Source organism: Caulobacter sp. Root1455 (assembly GCF_001426905.1).
GTDB lineage: Bacteria > Pseudomonadota > Alphaproteobacteria > Caulobacterales > Caulobacteraceae > Caulobacter.
The window spans coordinates 612186-631626 of sequence record NZ_LMFQ01000024.1 but is presented as its reverse complement, the minus strand read 5'-3'; the positions used below and the strand labels follow the sequence as shown (position 1 = coordinate 631626).

General features: G+C 68.7%; 19 protein-coding genes. 12 read left to right on the top strand and 7 right to left on the bottom strand.

The window, feature by feature from the left end; genetic code table 11:
• Positions 1-28 precede the first annotated feature (28 nt).
• The 6 genes from ASD21_RS20570 (at position 29) to ASD21_RS20545 (ending at position 8802) form a co-directional block, all read left to right on the top strand.
• Entirely contained in the window at positions 29-1105 is a 1077-nt protein-coding gene (locus ASD21_RS20570; protein WP_056445768.1) for a homocysteine S-methyltransferase family protein, read from the top strand.
• 11 nt (positions 1106-1116) lie between these two features.
• Entirely contained in the window at positions 1117-2121 is a 1005-nt protein-coding gene (locus ASD21_RS20565; protein ID WP_056445765.1) for a D-alanine--D-alanine ligase family protein, read from the top strand.
• Positions 2122-2123: 2 nt separating this feature from the next.
• Positions 2124-2525, top strand: coding sequence for a DUF4259 domain-containing protein (locus tag ASD21_RS20560; RefSeq protein ID WP_056445763.1), 402 nt, complete (start codon positions 2124-2126; stop codon positions 2523-2525).
• Entirely contained in the window at positions 2522-5191 is a 2670-nt protein-coding gene (gene metH / locus ASD21_RS20555; protein WP_056445760.1) for a methionine synthase, read from the top strand. The genes ASD21_RS20560 and metH overlap by 4 nt, the downstream gene beginning before the upstream one ends.
• A 231-nt stretch (positions 5192-5422) precedes the next feature.
• The gene (locus ASD21_RS20550; RefSeq protein ID WP_056445757.1) at positions 5423-7261 is read left to right on the top strand and encodes a DUF885 domain-containing protein; all 1839 of its coding nucleotides are present in this window, start codon (positions 5423-5425) and stop codon (positions 7259-7261) included.
• Positions 7262-7353: 92 nt separating this feature from the next.
• Positions 7354-8802, top strand: a complete 1449-nt coding sequence (locus tag ASD21_RS20545) for a GH1 family beta-glucosidase (RefSeq protein ID WP_056445754.1) — start codon at positions 7354-7356, stop codon at positions 8800-8802.
• A gap of 48 nt (positions 8803-8850) precedes the next feature.
• On the opposite strand, the gene ASD21_RS20540 is transcribed toward ASD21_RS20545, so the two are convergent.
• The gene (locus tag ASD21_RS20540; protein ID WP_056445751.1) at positions 8851-9753 is read right to left on the bottom strand and encodes a hypothetical protein; all 903 of its coding nucleotides are present in this window, start codon (positions 9751-9753) and stop codon (positions 8851-8853) included.
• A 370-nt stretch (positions 9754-10123) separates the two neighbouring features.
• On the opposite strand from ASD21_RS20540, the gene ASD21_RS20535 reads away from it, so the two are divergent.
• From ASD21_RS20535 to ASD21_RS20515, 5 genes are all read left to right on the top strand, one after another.
• The gene (locus ASD21_RS20535; protein WP_056445748.1) at positions 10124-10819 is read left to right on the top strand and encodes a J domain-containing protein; all 696 of its coding nucleotides are present in this window, start codon (positions 10124-10126) and stop codon (positions 10817-10819) included.
• A 125-nt stretch (positions 10820-10944) separates the two neighbouring features.
• Complete coding sequence (locus tag ASD21_RS20530; RefSeq protein WP_056445745.1) at positions 10945-11232, top strand: hypothetical protein; 288 nt, start codon at positions 10945-10947, stop codon at positions 11230-11232.
• Between the two features lie 249 nt (positions 11233-11481).
• Positions 11482-11772, top strand: coding sequence for a putative quinol monooxygenase (locus ASD21_RS20525; protein WP_056445741.1), 291 nt, complete (start codon positions 11482-11484; stop codon positions 11770-11772).
• 5 nt (positions 11773-11777) lie between these two features.
• The gene (locus ASD21_RS20520) at positions 11778-12989 is read left to right on the top strand and encodes an acyl-CoA dehydrogenase family protein (protein ID WP_056445738.1); all 1212 of its coding nucleotides are present in this window, start codon (positions 11778-11780) and stop codon (positions 12987-12989) included.
• Between the two features lie 213 nt (positions 12990-13202).
• Positions 13203-14294 (top strand): NADH:flavin oxidoreductase, encoded by a 1092-nt coding sequence (locus ASD21_RS20515; protein ID WP_056445735.1) that lies wholly within the window; start codon positions 13203-13205, stop codon positions 14292-14294.
• A 126-nt stretch (positions 14295-14420) separates the two neighbouring features.
• Here the strand turns inward: ASD21_RS20515 and ASD21_RS20510 are convergent, their stop codons facing one another.
• From ASD21_RS20510 to ASD21_RS20485, 6 genes are all read right to left on the bottom strand, one after another.
• A complete protein-coding gene (locus ASD21_RS20510) occupies positions 14421-15332 on the bottom strand; it encodes an SMP-30/gluconolactonase/LRE family protein (protein ID WP_056445732.1) in 912 nt (303 codons plus the stop codon).
• A gap of 85 nt (positions 15333-15417) precedes the next feature.
• Positions 15418-15828 (bottom strand): hypothetical protein, encoded by a 411-nt coding sequence (locus tag ASD21_RS20505; RefSeq protein ID WP_056445730.1) that lies wholly within the window; start codon positions 15826-15828, stop codon positions 15418-15420.
• On the bottom strand, positions 15828-16343 hold the full coding sequence (locus ASD21_RS20500; protein WP_056445728.1) for a dihydrofolate reductase: 516 nt from the start codon (positions 16341-16343) through the stop codon (positions 15828-15830). The genes ASD21_RS20505 and ASD21_RS20500 overlap by 1 nt, the downstream gene beginning before the upstream one ends.
• 69 nt (positions 16344-16412) lie before the next feature.
• Entirely contained in the window at positions 16413-16841 is a 429-nt protein-coding gene (locus tag ASD21_RS20495) for a PaaI family thioesterase (protein WP_056445725.1), read from the bottom strand.
• Positions 16838-17710 carry a thymidylate synthase gene (locus tag ASD21_RS20490; protein WP_056445721.1) on the bottom strand — a complete coding sequence of 291 codons (873 nt, stop codon included), beginning with the start codon at positions 17708-17710 and terminating at the stop codon, positions 16838-16840. The genes ASD21_RS20495 and ASD21_RS20490 overlap by 4 nt, the downstream gene beginning before the upstream one ends.
• Before the next feature lie 107 nt (positions 17711-17817).
• Entirely contained in the window at positions 17818-18372 is a 555-nt protein-coding gene (locus tag ASD21_RS20485; protein WP_056445718.1) for a DUF924 family protein, read from the bottom strand.
• A 126-nt stretch (positions 18373-18498) separates the two neighbouring features.
• On the opposite strand from ASD21_RS20485, the gene ASD21_RS20480 reads away from it, so the two are divergent.
• A complete protein-coding gene (locus ASD21_RS20480; protein ID WP_056445715.1) occupies positions 18499-19437 on the top strand; it encodes an RcnB family protein in 939 nt (312 codons plus the stop codon).
• Positions 19438-19441: the final 4 nt, after the last annotated feature.

The following is a 19441-nucleotide window of genomic DNA, read 5'->3' as shown; positions in this document are numbered from 1 at the left end:
GAGCCCGATCCTCCGGCAGGAGCCGACCATGACCGATCTCACCACCCGAGCGGGGCGCATTGCCGCCCTGAAGGCCGCCGCCAAGGAACGCATCCTGATCCTCGACGGCTCGTGGGGCGTGATGTTCCAGAAGCGCAAGCTGGCCGAGGCCGACTACCGCGCCGAGCGCTTCGCCGACTACGACGGCCAGATGAAGGGCAACAACGACATCCTGTGCCTGACCCGGCCGGACATCGTCGCCGACCTGCACCACCAGTACTACGCGGCCGGGGCCGACATCTCCGAGACCAACACCTTCTCGGGCACCACCATCGCCCAGGCCGACTATCGGCTGGGCAGCGACGTGGTGCGCGACATCAACTTCGAGGGCGCGCGCATCGCCCGTTCGGTGGCCGACGAGTGGCTGGCCAAGGAGCCGGAAAAGCCGCGCTTCGTGGCCGGCTCGATCGGGCCGCTGAACGTGATGCTGTCGATGTCGTCGGACGTGAACGATCCGGGCGCGCGCAAGGTGACCTTCGACCAGGTCTACCAGGCCTATCGCGAGCAGGCGGCGGCGCTGCACGACGGCGGCGTCGACCTGTTCCTGATCGAGACCATCACCGACACCCTGAACTGCAAGGCCGCGATCAAGGCGATCATGGACCTGGTCGACGAGGGCTACGAGGAGCTGCCGATCTGGATCAGCGGCACCATCACCGACCGCTCGGGCCGCACCCTGTCCGGCCAGACGGCCGAAGCCTTCTGGAACTCGATCAAGCACTGCAAGCCGTTCGCCGTGGGCTTCAACTGCGCCCTGGGGGCGGACCTGATGCGCCCGCACATCGCCGAGATGGCCCGCATCGCCGACACGCTGGTCGCCGCCTATCCCAACGCCGGCCTGCCCAACGCCATGGGCGAGTACGACGAGGAGCCGCACCAGACCGGTCACCAGCTGCACGAGTGGGCCAAGGACGGCATCGTCAACATCCTGGGCGGTTGCTGCGGCACCACCCCCGACCACATCAAGCACGTGGCCGACGAAGTGCGCGGCGTGAAGCCCCGCGCCATCCCCGAGCGCCCGAAGGCCATGCGCCTGGCGGGCCTGGAACCGTTCGAGCTGGCCTAGAGATCAAGACGATGCGTACGACTCTTCTTTTCGGCGGCATGAGCCGCGAGCGCCTGGTGTCGGTGGCCAGCGCCAAGGCGTTGTCCGCCGCCTTGCCGGACGCCGACCTGTGGTTCTGGGCCCCCGACGACCAGGTCTATGTGGCCAGCGACGCCGTGCTGCAGGCCCACGAGCGGCCGTTCGAGATCGACCTGCCCACCGAGGGCGCGCCGATCGGTGGCGTCGAAGCCGCGCTCGACAAGGCCAAGGCCGAGGACCGCGTGCTGGTGCTGGGCATGCACGGCGGCGCGGCCGAGAACGGCGACCTGGCGGCCCTGTGCGAGGCGCGCGGCGTGGCCTTCACCGGCTCGGACAGCCAGTCCAGCCGCCTGGCCTTCGACAAGATCGCCACCAAGGCCGCCGTGGCCAAGGCCGGCGTCGTCGCGCCCTCGACCGTGGCCCTGACCGACGCCGAGGCCGCCCTGGCCAAGTACGGCAAGCTGGTCGCCAAGCCGGTGGCCGACGGCTCCAGCTACGGCCTGATCTTCGTCAACGAAGCCGCCGACCTGGAGACCCTGAAGGCCGCCGCCGCCCGCGAGGCCTATGTGATCGAGCCTTTCGTGGCCGGCGCCGAGGCCACCTGCGGGGTGCTGGAGCAGGACGGCAAGGTGTTCGCCCTGCCGCCGGTCGAGATCCGCCCGGCTGACGGCGCCTTCGACTATGTCGGCAAGTACCTGGCCAAGACGACCGAAGAGATCTGCCCGGCCACGTTCGCGCCGCAGGTCAACGCCGCCATGCAGGAGGCCGCCCTGAAGGCCCACAAGACCGTCGGGGCCGGCGGTTATTCGCGCAGCGACTTCATCGTCACCCCGAACGGCCCGATCTTCCTGGAGATCAACACCCTGCCGGGCATGACCGCCGCGTCGCTGTATCCCAAGTCGCTGAAGGCCCAGGGCATCGCGTTCCGCGACTTCCTCGACGGCCAGATCGCCCTGGCGGTCGCCCGCGCCAAACACGTCAGCGAAGGGGCGGCCTGATCATGAGCGCTTGGGCCCATGGACCTTTCGACAACGACGACGCCTTGGATTTCATCGACGACCTGGCCGAGGCGGCCGACTGGCGCACGGTGGTGCAGATCCTCGACCACGTGACCAGGACGGCGGGCTATCTGGAAGCGCCGGAGGGGCAGATCGCCGTGGCCGCCGCCGCCATCGTCGCCGCCTCGGTCGGCGACGTGACGATCCTGCCCGACAATCACCGCGAGCTGAAGGCCGCCCTCGGCGCGCCGCCGGAAGGGGCTGTCGCCCTGGCCCGCTCGGCCCTGGCGCGCGTGGTCGCCCCGGCCTCCGAACTCGACGAACTCTGGCAGGAAGGTGACGACCACGACGCGTGGCTGATCCAGATCGCCGCCCTGCAATCGACCTTGAGCACCGCCCAATGAGACCTGTCTTCGTCAACATTGGTGAGCGCACCAACGTCACCGGCTCGGCCAAGTTCAAGAAGCTGGTGGTCGAGGGCGACTATCCGGCCGCCCTGTCGGTGGCCCGCCAGCAGGTCGAGGCCGGCGCCCAGGTCATCGACGTCAACATGGACGAGGGCCTGCTGGATTCGAAGCAGGCCATGATCACCTTCCTGAACCTGATGGCGGCCGAGCCCGACATCGCCCGGGCGCCGGTGATGATCGACAGCTCCAAGTGGGAGGTGATCGAGGCCGGCCTGAAGTGCGTGCAGGGCAAGGCCATCGTCAACTCGATCTCGATGAAGGAAGGCGAGGCCAAGTTCATCGAGCAGGCCAAGCTGTGCCTGCGCTACGGCGCGGCCGTGGTGGTCATGGCCTTCGACGAGGTCGGCCAGGCCGACACCGCCGCCCGCAAGATCGAGATCTGCGAGAAGGCCTACCGCATCCTGGTCGACAAGGTGGGCTTCCCACCGGAAGACATCATCTTCGACCCCAACATCTTCGCCGTGGCGACCGGGATCGAGGAGCACGACAACTACGCCGTCGACTTCATCGAGGCCACGCGCGAGATCAAGAAGCGCTGCCCCTACGCCCGCGTCTCGGGCGGGGTGTCGAACGTCTCGTTCAGCTTCCGCGGCAACGAGCCGGTGCGCCGGGCCATCCACTCGGTGTTCCTGTACCACGCCATCGAGGCGGGCATGGACATGGGCATCGTCAACGCCGGCGACCTGCCGGTCTACGACACCCTGGACGCCGAACTGCGCGAGGCCGTCGAGGACGTGATCCTCAACCGCCCGCAGCGCACCAACGTTTCCAACACCGAGCGGCTGGTCGACATGGCCCCGCGCTACAAGGGCGACAAGAGCCAGGTCCAGACCGCCAACCTGGAATGGCGCAAGGGCTCGGTGAACGAGCGCATCACCCACGCCCTGGTCAACGGCATCACCGACTATATCGATCAGGACACGGAAGAGGCGCGCCTGTCGGTCGAGCGGCCCCTGCACGTGATCGAAGGCCACCTGATGGACGGCATGAACGTGGTCGGCGACCTGTTCGGCTCGGGCAAGATGTTCCTGCCCCAGGTGGTCAAGTCGGCCCGGGTGATGAAGCAGGCCGTGGCCTGGCTGGAGCCGTTCATGGAGGCCGAGAAGGCCGGCAAGCCGCGCGAGCAGGCCGGCCGCATCCTGATGGCCACCGTCAAGGGCGACGTCCACGACATCGGCAAGAACATCGTCGGCGTGGTTCTGCAGTGCAACAACTACGAGGTCATCGACCTGGGCGTGATGGTCCCGGCCGACCGCATTCTGGAAGAGGCCAGGAAGCACAACGTCGACATGATCGGCCTGTCGGGCCTGATCACCCCGTCGCTGGACGAGATGGTGTTCGTGGCGTCGGAGATGGAGCGCCAGGGCTTCACAATGCCGCTGCTGATCGGCGGGGCCACCACCAGCCGCACCCACACCGCGGTCAAGATCGAGCCGGCCTACCACAAGGGCTCCACCACCTATGTGCTGGACGCCAGCCGGGCCGTGGGCGTGGTCTCGGGCCTGCTGTCGGCCAGCGAACGGGATCGCCTGCAGGCCGAGACCCGCGCCGAATATGTCCGCATCCGCGAGCAGTACGCCCGCGGCCAGACGGCCAAGGCGCGCACCAAGATCGCCGACGCCCGCAAGCGCAAGTTCGACATCGACTGGAACGGCTATGCGCCGCCCAAGCCCAGCTTCATCGGCGCGCGCGCCTTCGAGCCGTCGCTGGAGGAGCTGGTCCCGTTCATCGACTGGTCGCCGTTCTTCGCCAGCTGGGAGCTGATCGGCCGCTTCCCGCAGATCCTGGAGGACGACGTGGTCGGCGAGGCCGCCACCGACCTCTATCGCGACGCCCGCGAGATGCTCGACAAGGTCGTCGCCGAGAAGTGGTTCGGGGCCAAGGGCGTGGTCGGCTTCTGGCCGGCCCAGGCCGACGGCGACGACATCGTTCTCTATACGGACGAAAGCCGCTCGACCGAACTGGCCCGCCTGTTCACCCTGCGCCAGCAGATGGACAAGTCCGAGGGCAAGGCCAACCTGGCCTTGGCCGACTTCGTCGCGCCGATCGGGCAGGGGGGCGACTACATGGGCGGCTTCGCCGTCACCGCCGGCCACGGCGAGGACGAGATCGTCAAGCGCTTCAAGGAGGCCGGCGACGACTACAGCGCCATCATGGCCTCGGCCCTGGCAGACCGCCTGGCCGAGGCCTTCGCCGAGTGGCTGCACTACAAGGCTCGTGTCGAGCTGTGGGGCTATGCCAAGGACGAGCGCGAGGACATCGACATCATGATCGCCGAGAAGTACCGGGGCATCCGCCCGGCCCCCGGCTATCCGGCCCAGCCCGACCACACCGAGAAGGGCACCCTGTTCAAGCTGCTGGACGCCGAAGCGGCCACCGGCATGATCCTGACCGAGAGCTACGCCATGAGCCCCGGGGCGGCGGTGTCGGGCTTCTATTTCAGCCACCCGCAGTCGCACTATTTCGGCGTCGGCAAGGTCGATCTCGACCAGGTCGAGGATTACGCCCGCCGAAAGGGCTGGGACCTGGCCAAGGCCGAGAAGTGGCTGTCGCCGATCCTCAACTACGACCCCGGCGCCCGGGCGCGGGGGGAGGCGGCGTAATTTTCCCTCTCCCCTTGCGGGAGAGGGTGGCCTCGCGAAGCGAGGTCGGGTGAGGGGTTGAAGGACATCACCGCCGCGATCAACCGAAAGGCCGGTCGCGGCGGGCTTCGTTTGAGAGACCCCTCATCCGTCAGCCTTCGGCCGACACCTTCTCCCGCAAGGGGAGAAGGATCAGGTTCGTTCTGATGAAAAGCCGCGCTAGGACTCTCTCCGAATCCGGGGAGATCCAGCGTGAGCCAGTTCAATCGACGTGACGTTCTAGCCCTCGGCGCGGCCGCCGCCGCGTTCGGTGGGAGCGCTCTCGGAAGCAAGGCTTTGGCCGCCGCGCCCGGCGACGCCGCCGCCGAGGCCCTGCTGTCCTCGGTCGCCGAGGACCTGATGCGGGAATATCCCGAGAACGCTTCCGCGCTCGGCCTGGACAAGGGCGCGCGGGCCGCCCTGAAGGCCACCCTGACCGACCGCTCGCTGGAAGGCCGCGGCAAGCTGGCCGCCGCCGCCAAGGCGCGGGTCGCCCGGATGAAGGCGGTCGACCGCAAGGGACTGAGCCCGGCGACCGCGCTCGATCTGGGCGTCGTCCAGACCGCCCACGAACTGGCCGTCGAAGGCTTCGACTTCCCCTATGGCGACGCCATCGGCCTGTCGTCGCAGTGGTCGTATCGCAACGCGCCCTACGTGGTGGCCCAGAACACCGGGGCCTTCGTCGAGACGCCTGACTTCCTCGACAGCCTGCACGGCGTGACGGGCGTCGCCGACGTCGAGGCCTATCTCCACCGCCTGGAGCTCTACGCCGCCCAGCTGGACGGCGAGACGGCGCGCCTGAAGCACGACGGCGCCCTGGGCGTGATCGCCCCGGACTTCCTGCTGGACAAGACCCTGAAGCAGCAGAAAGGCGCGCGGGCCGCGCCGATCGCCGACTGGGGCCTGGTCACCTCGCTGGCCAAGAAGGCCAAGGACATCCCCGGCGACCACGCGCGCCGCGCCGCCGCCATCGTCGAGGGCAAGATCGCGCCCGCCATGGACCGCCAGATCGCCGAGCTGACCGCCCATCGCGCCAAGGCCAACTCGGACGCCGGCGCCTGGAAGCTGCCCAACGGCGAGGCCTACTACGCCTGGGCGCTGCGGGCCGGCACCACCAGCCGCATGACGCCCGACGAGGTCCACCAGATGGGCCAGGAGGAGCTGAAGGCGCTGTCTTCGCGCATGGACACGCTGCTGAAGGCCCAGGGCCTGACCCAGGGCAGCGTCGGCGCGCGGATGAAGGCCCTGGGCGAGGACCCCAAGAACCTGTTCCCCAACACCGACGAAGGCCGGGCCCAGATCCTGGCCTATCTGAACGGCCGGGTGGCCGACATCCGCGCGCGTTTGCCGCGCGCCTTCGCCACGATGGTTCCGGGCAATCTGCTGATCAAGCGGGTGCCGGTCGAGATCCAGGACGGGGCGCCGGGCGGCTATGCGGCGGCCGGTTCGATCGACGGGACCGTGCCCGGCAACTACTACATCAACCTGCGCGACACGGGCATGTGGCCGCGCTACGGCCTGCCGACCCTGACCTATCACGAGGGGCTGCCCGGCCACATCTGGCAGGGCGAGTACACCTACAAGCTGCCGCTGGTCCGCTCGCTGCTGGCCTTCAACGCCTATTCGGAAGGCTGGGCCCTCTACGCGGAACAGTTGGCCGACGAGCTGGGCGCCTATGACGGCGATCCGCTGGGCCAGCTGGGTTACCTCCAGTCCATCGCCTTCCGGGCCTGCCGCCTGGTGGTCGACACCGGCATCCACGCCAAGCGCTGGACCCGCGACCAGGCCATCGACTGGTTCGTGGCCACCAACGGCTCGACCCGCGAGGAAGTGCAGGGCGAGGTCGATCGCTACTGCGCCTGGCCGGGCCAGGCCTGCGGCTACAAGGTCGGTCACAGCCAGATCGTTCGCCTGCGCGGCAAGGCCCAGGCCGCGCTCGGGGCCCGGTTCGACCTGCGCACCTTCGACGACGCGGTGGTGATGGGCGGCAACGTCCCGCTGACCGAACTGGAGGGCGTGATCGACGCCTACGTGAAGGGGCGGCGGACCTGACCTAAAGGGCAGGCTAGCCAAAGCTCGCGCTTTGCGTTCATCCTGACCCCGCACGAGGGCGTTCGACCCTCGGCGGGGAATAGGGGGCGGACGTGGGCGACAGGGGCATCAGCCGTCGAGCGCTGGGCGCGTTGGCGGTCGGAGGCGCGGCCAGCGCGACCTTGAGCGGCTGCGACCGCGTCGGCCAGACCGAGGCCACGATCAAGTCCCGCCAGTTCCCGAGCGACTTCGTCTGGGGCGTGGCGACGGCGGCCTTCCAGACCGAAGGCTCGCCCAACGCCGACGGCCGCGGCCTCAGCATCTGGGACACCTTCGAGAAGCAGCCGGGGCGGATCAAGGACGGCTCGAACGCCGATGTCGCCACCGACAGCTATCGCCGCTACGCCGAGGACCTCGACCTGATCGCCGGGGCGGGGCTTAAGGCCTTCCGCTTCTCGATCGCCTGGTCGCGGGTCCTGCCCACCGGCTCGGGGACGGTCAACGCCCCGGGGCTGGACCACTACGACCGCCTGGTCGACGCCTGCCTGGCCAAGGGGGTCACGCCCTACGCCACCCTGTTCCACTGGGACCTGCCCCAGGCCCTGCAGGACAAGGGCGGCTGGAGCGCGCGCGACACCGCCAAGAGCTTCGCCGACTACGCCGCCGCCGTGGCCGGGCGGCTGGGCGACCGGCTCAAACACTTCATCACCCTCAACGAGCCGGCCGTGCACACGGTGTTCGGCCACGTGCTGGGCGAACAAGCGCCGGGGTTGAAGGACATCGCTCTGCTGGGCCCGACCACCCACCACATGAACCTGGGCCAGGGTCTGGCGATCCAGGCCCTGCGCGCGGCCCGCGGCGACCTGCGGATCGGCACGACCCAGGCGCTGCAGCCGTGTCGGCCTTCGGGCGGGCCGCTGGCGTTCTGGAACCGTCCGGCGTCCGACGGGCTGGACGCCCTGTGGAACCGGGCCTGGCTGGACCCGCTGCTGAAGGGGACCTATCCGAAGCTGATGGACGACTTCCTCAAGGGGTGCGTTCGCGACGGCGACCTGAAGACCGTGCATCAGCCGATCGACTTCCTGGGGGTCAACTACTACGCCCCGGCCTATGTGAAGCTGGACCTGGCCAGCCCCAGCCACATCGCCCCCGGCGCGCCGCCGAAGGGGGCGGAGCTGGACGCCTTCGGCCGACAGATCGATCCGTCGGGCCTGGCGCAGGTGCTGGAGATGGTCCGCCGCGACTACGGCAACCCGCCGGTGATGATCACCGAGAACGGCTGCTCTGACCCGTTCGGCGATGGCCCGGCGGTGATCGACGACGGCTTCCGATGCCAGTATCTGCGCCGCCACCTGGAGGCGGTGAAGAGCGCGATGGAGGCCGGCTCGCGGATCGGCGGCTACTTCACCTGGACCCTGATCGACAACTGGGAATGGGACATCGGCTACACCTCCAAGTTCGGCCTGGTGGCGATGGACCGCGCGACCGGCGTGCGAACGCCCAAGGCGTCGTACGGGTGGTTCAAGCAGGTGGCGACGACGGGGCTGCTGCCGACGACTTAGGTGCGGCTGGGGACATGCCCATGGGCATGTCCCCAATCGGCGCCGGCCCTAGTCCGCCTTGCAGATCAGCACGTTCTTGCCGCCGCGCTTGGCGGGGACGAGGCTGCCGGCGCAGGGCTGGGGATTGGCGGGATCGATGATGACCTCGCCCTTGGCGGCGATCGGCATGGCCGCGGGCTTGGCGCCGATCGGCGGCAGACCGGCGGCGGCGGTCGGCTTCTTGGCGGCGGTCTTGGTCGTGGACGGCTTGGCGGTCGTCTTGACCGGGGCTTCGGCGGCGGGCGCTTCGGCCGCCGCGGCGGGCGTCTCCGCGATCGGGGCCGGCGCTTCGGGCGCGGCGGCCGCCGGAGCGGCTTCTTCCTTGACGGCGTCCGGGGCGGGGGTCGGCTCGGCCGGGGCGGCGGCGGGCGCCTGGTCCTTCTTGACGTTGTAGTTCAGGGCCTGGCCGAACAGGTTGGACTTGGTCTCCAGGGTCTTGGCGCGGGTGTCGCAGTCGCCGGGCGGGCTCCAGCTCATCCACACCTGGGCCAGGCGCGCCTTCTCGACCTGATCGGCGCCGCTCCAGACCGAGTGGCCCTTCTTGATCGCCGCCGCGCCGTATTCCGAGATCGGACGGGGGCTGGCCTTCTCGGCCGCGACGATGGCCGAGCGGTAGACCACCAGGTCCTTCTTGGCCTGGTCGCGCAGCGCCGGATATTCCTTCATCGAGGCGGCGAAGCCGTCGGGACCGGGGAAGGCCTTCTCGATGCGGGTGACCTCGGGCATCACCTTGTCGTACAGCTCGACATAGCCGCCCAGCGCGCCATAGCACCAGCCGACATAGCCGTAGTCGTCCGTCGGCGGCGTGTTGGCCGGGGTGGTGCGAGGCGGGGGAGCGGTGGCGGTCGGCGCGGTGGAGACGGGGGCATCCTGGGCGATCAGGGCCAGGGCGAGAAGGAAGGCGGTCGCCATGCGGGCGGAAGTCCTCTTATGGGGCGTCGCTCAGAGAGTCGGTCGCATTCGAATAGAGCATTTCCGGTCGCATTGGGACCGGAGCATGGCGCCGAGGTGTTTTGCACCGCGGTCGGTCAAGCGCCACCATAACGAACGGATCGGCCAAACGCTCCCGCTCCGGGCAAAGATTTCTGTGTGCAGCCGAGCGTTGCGAACCTTGGCCGTTCCTCCGTACGTTACAAAGTTTCAATGTGCGCCGCAGCAAGGACCGGGTGGGGACGCGACTTTTTTATGCTAGAAGGCAAAACGGGAGCGTGATCCGTTGAGAGGCGGGCGACGTATCGCCCCCGTCATACCTCCGCCACGCTTCTGGATTTTCGTCGCAACCATGACCTTCTGGCGCAACATCGCAACCCTGGCCGCGCGACGGTTGGACATGGCGGAATGCCAGGAATGTCCGCCCGGTCTGCCGGGGCAGGATCCCGCGTTCTCGACGGCGGTCACGGCGCTGGGCGCGAAGCTGGCCAAGGCCGACGGATCGGCCGACGGCGACGAATACGCCGCCTTCGCCGAGGTGTTTCATCCCGACCCGGAGTCGGAAAACAACATCCATCGCCTGTACGACCTGGCCCGGCAGACCACGCACGGCTTCGAGAGCTACGCCAAGCGGCTGGCCAAGCGTTATCGCACCTGCCCGCAGATCCTCGAGGACGTGCTGGACGGCCTGTTCCATATTGCCAAGGCCGACGGGGCGGTGACCCAGGAGGAGCTCAGCTATCTTGAGCGCGTGGCCGACCTGTTCGGCATGTCGCCGCTGTCGTTCCGCCGCCTGACCGCCACCCATGTCGGGACCGGGCCGGACGATCCCTACCGCATCCTCGACGTGCCGGCCGACGCCGACGACGCGGTGGTGCACTCGGCCTGGCGCGCGGCGATGTCGGAGGCCCACCCCGACCGCGCCCGGGCCCGCGGCCTGCCGCTGGAGTTCATCGAGGTGGCCGAGGCCAAGTCGGCCGCGATCAACGCCGCCTTCAGCACGGTGATGCGCGAGCGTCGCGAATTGGCGGGGTTCGGCGCCAGCTAAACCGCCAATTCGCGGTGGTTAGCGCGGAATTCATTTTGCGGAATGATTGGTCGGGTGTTCAGTTGACGTTCAGTACTGGCGCCCCATCTTGAATCCATGGGCGGGGCACGCCTGCGAGGACGATGATGGAGACAGCTAAGGCTACCGGTATCGCTTGGCGCAGCCTGGCCACGCTGGCCGGCGCCGTCGCGACCTCCATCGCCGTCGCCGTCGCCGCTGTTATCGCGGTGGTGTTCGCCGCCACCCTGGTGGTCATCGGCTTCATGGCCACGGCCCTTCTCGGCCTCGCCGCCTTCGCCCTGCGCGGCCGCGGCGCGACCGCCGCCGCCCCCAGCGGCGACCCCGGCCTGATCGAAGCCCGCCACATGGGCGGCCACTCGTGGGTGGCCTACGGCTGGAACGAGCGGCGGTAGATAACGCCTTCACCACAAGATCACCGTCATCCCGGGCCTTGTGCCCGGGACCCCTCTGTCTGCCGCAAGGGCAGGAGGGTGGCGCGCTGGCGCGCCATTCTACTTCACCGTCAGCTGAACCAGGGGTCCCGGGCACAAGGCCCGGGATGACGGTTGTGAAGGTAGAGCGCTAGACCCCTTGCCCTCCGCCGCTGCTTCCCCGACACTGCCTTCAAACAAGCGTTTGGCCGAAGGCCTCGGGAGGACGACATGATCGGCGTGGTGGCGGTGCTGAAGGTTCAGCCGGACAAGGCGGGCGACTTCGAGAAGGTGTTCCTCGGCCTGGCGGCCAAGGTGAAGGCCAACGAGCCGGGCTGCCTGACCTATCAGCTGACCCGCAGCAAGACCGAGGCCGGCGTCTACAAGGTGCTGGAGCTCTACGCCTCGGAAGACGCCCTCAAGCATCATGGCGGGACCGACTACTTCAAGGCCGCCGGCGCGGCCATGGGGCCGTTCATGGCCGGCCGCCCCGAGATCGAATATCTCGACGCGGTGGAGTAGGGGCCTTGGATCTCGCCTTCTCGGCCGAGGACCTGGCCTTCCAGCAAGAGGTCCGCGACTGGATCGCCACGGCCTTCGACGACGACCTGCGCCGCAAGGCGGCGCAGTCGAAGAACGGCTATCTGGACAAGGCCGGCCAGGTGAAGTGGCAGAAGAAGCTGTTCGAGCGCGGCTGGGCGGCTCCTGACTGGCCGGTCGAGCTGGGCGGGGCCGGCTTCACGCCGTCGCAGCGCTACATCTTCAACATGGAGCTGGCGCTGGCCGGCACGCCCAATCCCTCGCCGATGGGGCTGAAGATGTGCGCGCCGGTGGTCATGGCGTTCGGCACGCCCGAGCAGAAGGCCCAGCACCTGCCGCCGATCCTGTCGTCCGACATCTGGTGGTGCCAGGGCTATTCCGAACCCGGCTCGGGATCGGACCTGGCCTCGCTTCAGATGAAGGCCGAGCGCGACGGCGACGACTATGTGCTGAACGGCTCGAAGATCTGGACCACCCACGCCCAGTGGGCCGACTGGATGTTCTGCCTGGTGCGCACCTCCACCGAGGGCAAGCCGCAGGAGGGCATCAGCTTCCTGCTGCTGCCGATGACCCTGCCGGGCATCCAGATCAAGCCGCTGCCCACCCTGGACGGCCCGGCCGAGGGCGAGCAGGAGATCAACCAGGTCTTCTTCGACAATGTCCGCGTGCCGGTCGCCAACCGGATCGGCGAGGAGAACAAGGGCTGGACCTACGCCAAGTACCTGCTGGAGTTCGAGCGCGGCAACGCCTACGCGCCGGGCCTGATGCACATGCTGCGCAAGGTCAAGAAGATCGCGTCGGCCGAGCGGGCCGACGATGGCGGGGCGCTGATCGAGGACCCGGACTTCCGCCGCAAGATCGCCGAGCTGGAGATCGCCGTGGAGTCGTTGAACGCCACCGAACTGCGGATCTTCTCCGGGCGCGGGGCGGGCAAGGCGGTGGGGCCGGCCTCGTCGATGCTGAAGCTGGCGGGCTCGGAAACCCAGCAGGCGATCACCGAACTGGCGCTCGAGGCGGTCGGATCCTACGCCGCGCCGTTCGTGCGCGACACCTGGGCCCCGACCAACGACGGCCGCGCGGGTCCCGACTATGCCGGCCCAGTCGCCCCGGCCTATTTCAGCTACCGCAAGACCACGATCTACGCGGGCTCCAGCGAGATCCAGAAGAACATCATCACCAAGCTGGTGCTGGGGCTCTAGCGCCATGCGTCCTTCGAGGCCCGCTGCGCGGGCGCCTCAGGATGAGGAGCACCTTGCTGAATTCCTCTTCCCGAGGCGCGGAGCGAAGCGAAGCCTTGAAGGACGCAATGTCTTTCCAATTCGACATTGACCCGTCTTGCAGTTTTTCTGGGTGGTCCTGAAACGAAACCCACCGCATAAGTTTTTCAAACAAATGTTTTCTCCGGAGCCGCCATGGCCCTCGACGCCCTGTTCAAGCCGTTCGAATTCAAGTCGCTGAAGCTGCCCAACCGGGTGGTGATGGCGCCGATGACCCGGTCGTTCTCGCCGGGCGGCGTGGCCACCGACGAGGTGGCCGCCTATTACCGCCGCCGCGCCGAGAACCAGGTCGGGCTGATCGTTACCGAGGGCACGGGCGTGGCCCGGCCGGCCTCGCTGAACGACGCCAACGTCCCGCGCTTCCATGGCGAAAAGGAACTGGCGGCCTGGAAGACGGTGGTCGACGAGGTGCACGCCGCCGGCGGTCTGATCGCCCCGCAGCTGTGGCACGTGGGTTCGGCCAAGGGCAAGGACGTGCTGGGCAAGATCGACAGCCCCTCGGGCCTGTCCAAGGCCGGCGGCAACCCGTTCACCGAGCCGATGACCGACGAGGACGTCGCGGACACGATTCAAGCCTTCGCCAGCGCCGCCGCCAACGCCAAGCTGCTGGGCTTCGACGCCATCGAACTGCACGGCGCCCACGGCTACCTGATCGACCAGTTTTTCTGGAACGGCACCAATGTCCGCGACGACGTGTTCGGCGGGCCCAGCATAGGCGAGCGCAGCAAGTTCGCCGCCGAGATCCTGAAGGCCGTCCGCGCCGCCGTCGGTCCCGACTATCCAGTGATCATCCGCCTGTCGCAGTGGAAGCAACAGGACTACGCGGTCAAGAACGCCGAGACCCCCCAACTGCTGGAGGCCTGGCTGCAGCCGCTGGCCGATGCCGGCGCCGACATCTTCCACTGCTCGCAACGCCGGTTCTGGGAGCCGGAGTTCGAGGGATCCGACCTGAACTTCGCCGGCTGGGCCAAGAAGCTGACCGGCGCCCCGACCATCACCGTCGGCTCGGTGGGCCTGTCGGGCGAGTTCATCGCGGCCTTCGGCGGCGAGGGCAGCCAGCCGGCCTCGATCGACGGCCTGCTGGAGCGCCTGGAGCGCGGCGAGTTCGACCTGGTCGGCGTCGGCCGCGCGCTCCTGCAGGACCCCGAATGGGTGGTGAAGATCCGCGACGGCCGCGAGGACGAGCTGAAGAGCTTCGAGCGCTCGGCGCTGGGGGTGCTGTACTAGGCGACTGGCCTGACAAGAACCTCCCGTGGGGGAGGCGGCGCGAAGCGCCGGTGGGGGGAGCAGACCCACCTCGGCAAACTCCCCCCTCCGTCGGCTGCGCCGACACCTCCCCCACAGGGGGAGGACCTACCCGTTGAAGTTCAGCTTCAACCCCGCCCGCGGCCACCGCGCCTTGTACAGTTTCCCCGTCCCCGACGCGGTGATCCACGCGTCGCGCATGTCGGCCCCGCCGAAGCAGATGTTGGTGACGATCACGTCGGGCACGGCGAAGTGCTCGGTGGAGCCGTCCGGCGAGAAGGCGGTGATCCCGCCGTTGATGATCGTGGCCACGCAAACCTTGCCGTCGGCCTCGACCGCCAGGCTGTCCAGCAGCTGATAGCCCGGCAGGTTGCAGACCACGTTGCCGGGCAGAAGCGGGACCGGATCGGCCAGCACCCCCGGCGAGGCGATGTCGAACGACCACAGGCGGCCCAGCAGGGTGTCGGCCATGTAGACGGTCTTCTCGTCGGGCGAGAGGCCCACGCCGTTGGGCGAGACGAAGTGGTCGCGCCAGCGGGTGATCTGCGAACCGTCGGCCAGGGCGTAATAGAGGGCCCCGAACTTGCGGCCCTCGGGCGTGCTGCAGCCGTGGTCGGTGAACCAGAAGCCGCCCTGCCTGTCGAACACCAGATCGTTGGGGCCGACCAGGGGCTTGCCGTCGCATTCGGTGTAGAGCGTGGCGACCTTCCCCGTGGCGATGTCGACGCGCTGGATCGAGCCGCCCGTGTGCGAGGGCGGGGTGGGGCCGGGGACGTTCAGACCGCCCATGTCGAAGAACTGGAAGGCGCCGCCGTTGTTGGTGACATAGATCGCCCCGTCCGGGCCGACGGCCGCGCCGTTGGGACCGCCGGGGACCTCGGCGACGGTCTCCTTGCGGCCGTCGGGATGCACGCGGGTCAGGACCTGGCCCTGGATCTCGGTGAGGATCACCGAGCCGTCGGCCATGGCGATCGGGCCTTCCGGAAACCGCAGGTCCTCGGCGACGAGTTCCAGCTCCATGCGTCTCTCCCTGGGATGACGCCTCTAGCGGGCGTACAGAGGGAGTAAACGGGCGTTTGAACGGCCCCGCAAGGCTGACGATGCGTCAGTTCAGATCATAGAGCTCGTAGGCGATCAGCCCGCCGTCGCCGCCCAGGAAGGCGCGGCCGTGAGCCGAGCGCACCAGGGCCTCGCGGTCCACCCACTTGGGCGTGGCGTCCGAGGCGTCCGCGCCCTGCGTCGCGCAAGGCACGGTCAGGCGCACCGACTGCCGGGGCCGGAAGCGCTTGCCGCGCTCGGCCCGGATCGCCCGGCCGAAGACCCGGCAGGAGGCGACCTCGCCGCCGTCCAGCGGCCGCACCTTGACCACGTTGAACACCACCACGTCGGTGGCCGCGGCCCGCGCCAGGCTGTCGCTCTGGCCCAGGCTGACGTCGGCCGAGGCGATGCCGGTCAGGCCGACGCAAAGGGCGATAGCGCCGAGCAGGGCGGCCAAAGACCAGGAACGGGGTCGCATCATCGGCGCTCCAGCACACGAAAAACGAAGGCGTGGTCGTCGTCGGGACCCGCAGAATGCGCCTCGCGACGCACTTCCGTCCAGGCCGCCTCGTCGAAGGCGGGGAAGCTGACGTCGCCCTCGACCTCGGCCTGCACCTCGGTGAGGTAGAGGCGCTTGGCCTTGGGCAGGGCGGTCTCGAACAGGGCGCGGCCGCCGATCACGCAGACCTCGTCGACGCCGTCCTCGGCCGCCTGTTCCTTGGCCATCTGCACGGCCTCCAGGAAGCTTTCGCAGACCACGGCCTGGGGCGGCTCGAACGAGCCGTCGCGCGACAGCACGATGTTCATCCGCCCGGGCAGGGGCTTCCTGGGCAGGCTGTCCCAGGTCTTGCGTCCCATGATCACGGGCTTGCCCATCGTGCACGCCTTGAAGATCGCCAGGTCGGACTTCAGCCGCCAGGGCAGGTCGTTGTCGCGGCCGATGACGCCGTTGAGCGAGCGGGCGACGGGGCCGACGGTAAGGATAACGGACATGGGCCCTGTTTACCCTGCGTCGGGCGGCTGGGCCACCCGGTCTGTCGGGCGTACGACGTTAGCGGACGATCAGCCGCCGAACGGAACCACCATCTGCTGCGCCGAGGCGCGGGCGATCAGCTCGCCGTCCGGGCGGCGGAAGTCGGCCTCGACGTGGATCATGCTCTTGGTCCCGGCGACCACGCGGCCTTCGATCGTCAGGATTTCCGCCTTGCCGACCCGGATGAAGTCGACCTTCAGGTTGCTGGTGCGGAACATGGCGTCGCCGGGCGCGACGGTCATGGCCGCGAAGGCCAGGATCTGGTCGGCCAGGGCGGCGATGTAGCCGCCGAACAGCGAGCCGTCGGCGTTCAGCAGCTCCTGCGCCGGGGTCCAGGTCTTGCGCGCCCAGCCCTCGCCCCAGTCGTCGAGACCGCCGAGCTGAAGCGTTTGAACCACCGGCGGCAGGACGACGTCGCCGCCCTTGAGTTGGTCGAGCCGGTCGGTGGCCCAGGTCAAACGGCGACCGCCGCCTTGATGTGCGGGTGGGCCTCGTAGCCTTCCAGCTGGAAGTCCTCATAGTCGAAGGCGAACAGGTCGCGCTTGTCGGCCATCTTCAGGGTGGGGAAGGGCTTGGGCTCGCGCTGGAGCTGCTCGCGGGCCTGGTCCAGGTGGTTCAGATAGAGGTGCGCGTCGCCGAAGGTGTGGACGAACTCGCCGGGCTTCAGGCCCGTCACCTGGGCGACCATCATCGTCAGCAAGGCGTAGGAGGCGATGTTGAACGGCACGCCCAGGAAGACGTCGGCGCTGCGCTGGTAGAGCTGGCAGCTGAGCTTTCCGCCACCTTCTCCATCGGGGGCGACGAAGAACTGGAACAGGCAGTGACAGGGCGGCAGGGCCATGTCCTCGACGTCGGCCGGGTTCCAGGCGCTGACGATGTGGCGGCGGCCGTTGGGATTGGTCTTCAGGCCCTCGACCAGGTTGGCGATCTGGTCGATCGACTGGTTGCTCTTTCCGTCTTTGGCGGGCGCGGCCCACGAGCGCCACTGCTTGCCGTAGACGGGACCCAGGTCGCCGTTCTCGTCGGCCCACTCGTCCCAGATCTTGCAGCCGTTGTCCTGCAGGTACTTTACGTTGGTGTCGCCGCGCAGGAACCACAGCAGCTCGACGATGATCGAGCGCAGGTGCAGCTTCTTGGTGGTCAGGACCGGGAAGCCCTTGGACAGGTCGAAGCGGATCTGCCGGCCGAACACGCCCAGCGTACCGGTGCCCGTGCGGTCGCCGCGCTCGACGCCGTTTTCCAGGATGTCGGCGAGCAGGTTCAGATACTGCCGCTCGGGATGGTCGGCGGCGGCCTGTTCGGCGTGGATGGGCGCGATGGCGTTCATGGTCGGACTTTGGGGGCGAATCGGGCCGCTGGGTAGTGCGGCATGGACGATGGTCCACAGGCTCACGGGACTTTTCCCGCCCCTTTATGGGAGGGAAGGGCGGCCAATCACCCCGCGAACCCGCCCTCGTCCAGGAACGCCTGCTCGGCCGCCGTCGTGGTGCGGCCCAGGGCCTTGTTCCGGTGCGGGAAGCGGCCGAAGCGGGCGATGATGTCGCGGTGGACGATGGCCCATTTCAGGGTGTCGGCGTCGCCGGTGTCCTTCAGCAGCCCTTCGCACAGGGCGATGCAGGTCTCCTGGTCGGCCAGCGACTCCGAATGCTCATACGGCAGATAGAAGAACGGCCGCAGCTCGGGCGCGACGGCCTTGTCGTGGCCGGCCGCCACGGCGGCGACGGCGATCGAGCGGGCCTTGCCGTCGGTGGCGAAGGCGTGGCCGCTGTCGCGGTAGAGGTTGCGGGGGAACTGGTCCAGCAGGATGACCAGGGCCAGGGCGCCCTCGGGGTCGGCGGCCCAGGCGTCGTACTTGCCGCGCGCGGCGGCCAGGTGGACGGGTTCGAACTTCAGGCGGATGGCCGAGTCGAAGGCGTCTGACTTGGCGAACCACTTGTCCGGACCGGCGGCGGTCCAGAAGCCCAGAACGTCCTGCGGTTTGGCGGTCATGGCGGATCCCCTGGGTGTCTTTCGAAAGGGCGTCGTTCAAACGCGGTTCATGGAGCACGGGCGACACTCAATACAAGGGATGAGCGACAGGGCCGGCACAAGGCCCCTTGGAGCATTTGGAAAGCGATGAAACGTCTGATCACGACCGCCTTGGTCCTGTCCCTGCTGGGCGGGGCCTCGGCCCAGGCCGCCGGCGCGGGGCTGGGCGGAATGCAGGATCACCTGGATCGACGCGGCGGACGCGACTCGGGCGAAGGCGGCGGCTGGCGCCAGCAACGGTCGCAACCACAGCAACCGCAGACCCAGCCGCAAGAGCAACCGCAGGCTCAACCGCAAGCTCAAGCCCGGCCCCCGGGCGGCGATCACGGCGGCTGGCGTCAATCCGGCAGTGAACGCGGCGATCGCGGCGCTCGACCCGACCGTGACGGCGGCGCTCGCCCGGCGCCCCAGGCCCAACCGCCGCAGCAGCCCGCGCCCGCGCCCCAGGCCCAGAGCCCGCAGCAAGGCCGCGAAGGCGGCTGGCGCCAGGGTGGACGCGGCGGCGGCGAGGACCGCCGAGATCAGGCGCGCGGCGATCAGAACCGGGGCGATCAGAACCGCGGCGACCAAGGTCGCTGGGACCAGAACCGCGGCGACCAGAACCGCGCCGATCGCGGCGACAGGAACCGCGACGGCCAGAACGGCGGCTGGGATCGCGGTCCTGGACGCGGCGATCAAGGACGCGCCGAACAAGGACGGGGCGGCCAGTACAACGGCCAATGGCGCACCCGCGACAATGACCGCCAGCGCTACGACCAGCGTCGCTACCGGCCGGCCTATCACGCGTCGCAGCGCTATCGTGTCGGCGCCTACCGCTATCCGCGCGGCTACTATGTTCGCCATTGGTCGTTCGGCGACTACCTGCCGGGCGGCTGGTACGGCCAGTCCTACTATCTGGACGCCTGGCAATATGGCCTGCCGTTCCCGCCGGTCGGCTGCGAGTGGGTCCGCGTCGGCAATGACGCCCTGCTGGTCGACGTCTGGAGCGGCCAGGTCCTGAGCGTCTATTACGGCCTGTTCTGGTAGACCG

Bases quoted from the DNA above. Each gene is read 5' to 3' on its own strand.
- ASD21_RS20570 (WP_056445768.1), top strand. From the start codon at position 29: ATGACCGATCTCACCACCCGAGCGGGGCGCATTGCCGCCCTGAAGGCC.
- ASD21_RS20500 (WP_056445728.1), bottom strand. From the start codon at position 16,343: ATGTCCGTTATCCTTACCGTCGGCCCCGTCGCCCGCTCGCTCAACGGC.
- ASD21_RS20525 (WP_056445741.1), top strand. From the start codon at position 11,482: ATGATCGGCGTGGTGGCGGTGCTGAAGGTTCAGCCGGACAAGGCGGGC.
- metH (WP_056445760.1), top strand. From the start codon at position 2,522: ATGAGACCTGTCTTCGTCAACATTGGTGAGCGCACCAACGTCACCGGC.
- ASD21_RS20510 (WP_056445732.1), bottom strand. From the start codon at position 15,332: ATGGAGCTGGAACTCGTCGCCGAGGACCTGCGGTTTCCGGAAGGCCCG.
- ASD21_RS20505 (WP_056445730.1), bottom strand. From the start codon at position 15,828: ATGCGACCCCGTTCCTGGTCTTTGGCCGCCCTGCTCGGCGCTATCGCC.
- ASD21_RS20515 (WP_056445735.1), top strand. From the start codon at position 13,203: ATGGCCCTCGACGCCCTGTTCAAGCCGTTCGAATTCAAGTCGCTGAAG.
- ASD21_RS20540 (WP_056445751.1), bottom strand. From the start codon at position 9,753: ATGGCGACCGCCTTCCTTCTCGCCCTGGCCCTGATCGCCCAGGATGCC.
- ASD21_RS20480 (WP_056445715.1), top strand. From the start codon at position 18,499: ATGAAACGTCTGATCACGACCGCCTTGGTCCTGTCCCTGCTGGGCGGG.
- ASD21_RS20560 (WP_056445763.1), top strand. From the start codon at position 2,124: ATGAGCGCTTGGGCCCATGGACCTTTCGACAACGACGACGCCTTGGAT.
- ASD21_RS20565 (WP_056445765.1), top strand. From the start codon at position 1,117: ATGCGTACGACTCTTCTTTTCGGCGGCATGAGCCGCGAGCGCCTGGTG.
- ASD21_RS20530 (WP_056445745.1), top strand. From the start codon at position 10,945: ATGGAGACAGCTAAGGCTACCGGTATCGCTTGGCGCAGCCTGGCCACG.
- ASD21_RS20490 (WP_056445721.1), bottom strand. From the start codon at position 17,710: ATGAACGCCATCGCGCCCATCCACGCCGAACAGGCCGCCGCCGACCAT.
- ASD21_RS20535 (WP_056445748.1), top strand. From the start codon at position 10,124: ATGACCTTCTGGCGCAACATCGCAACCCTGGCCGCGCGACGGTTGGAC.
- ASD21_RS20485 (WP_056445718.1), bottom strand. From the start codon at position 18,372: ATGACCGCCAAACCGCAGGACGTTCTGGGCTTCTGGACCGCCGCCGGT.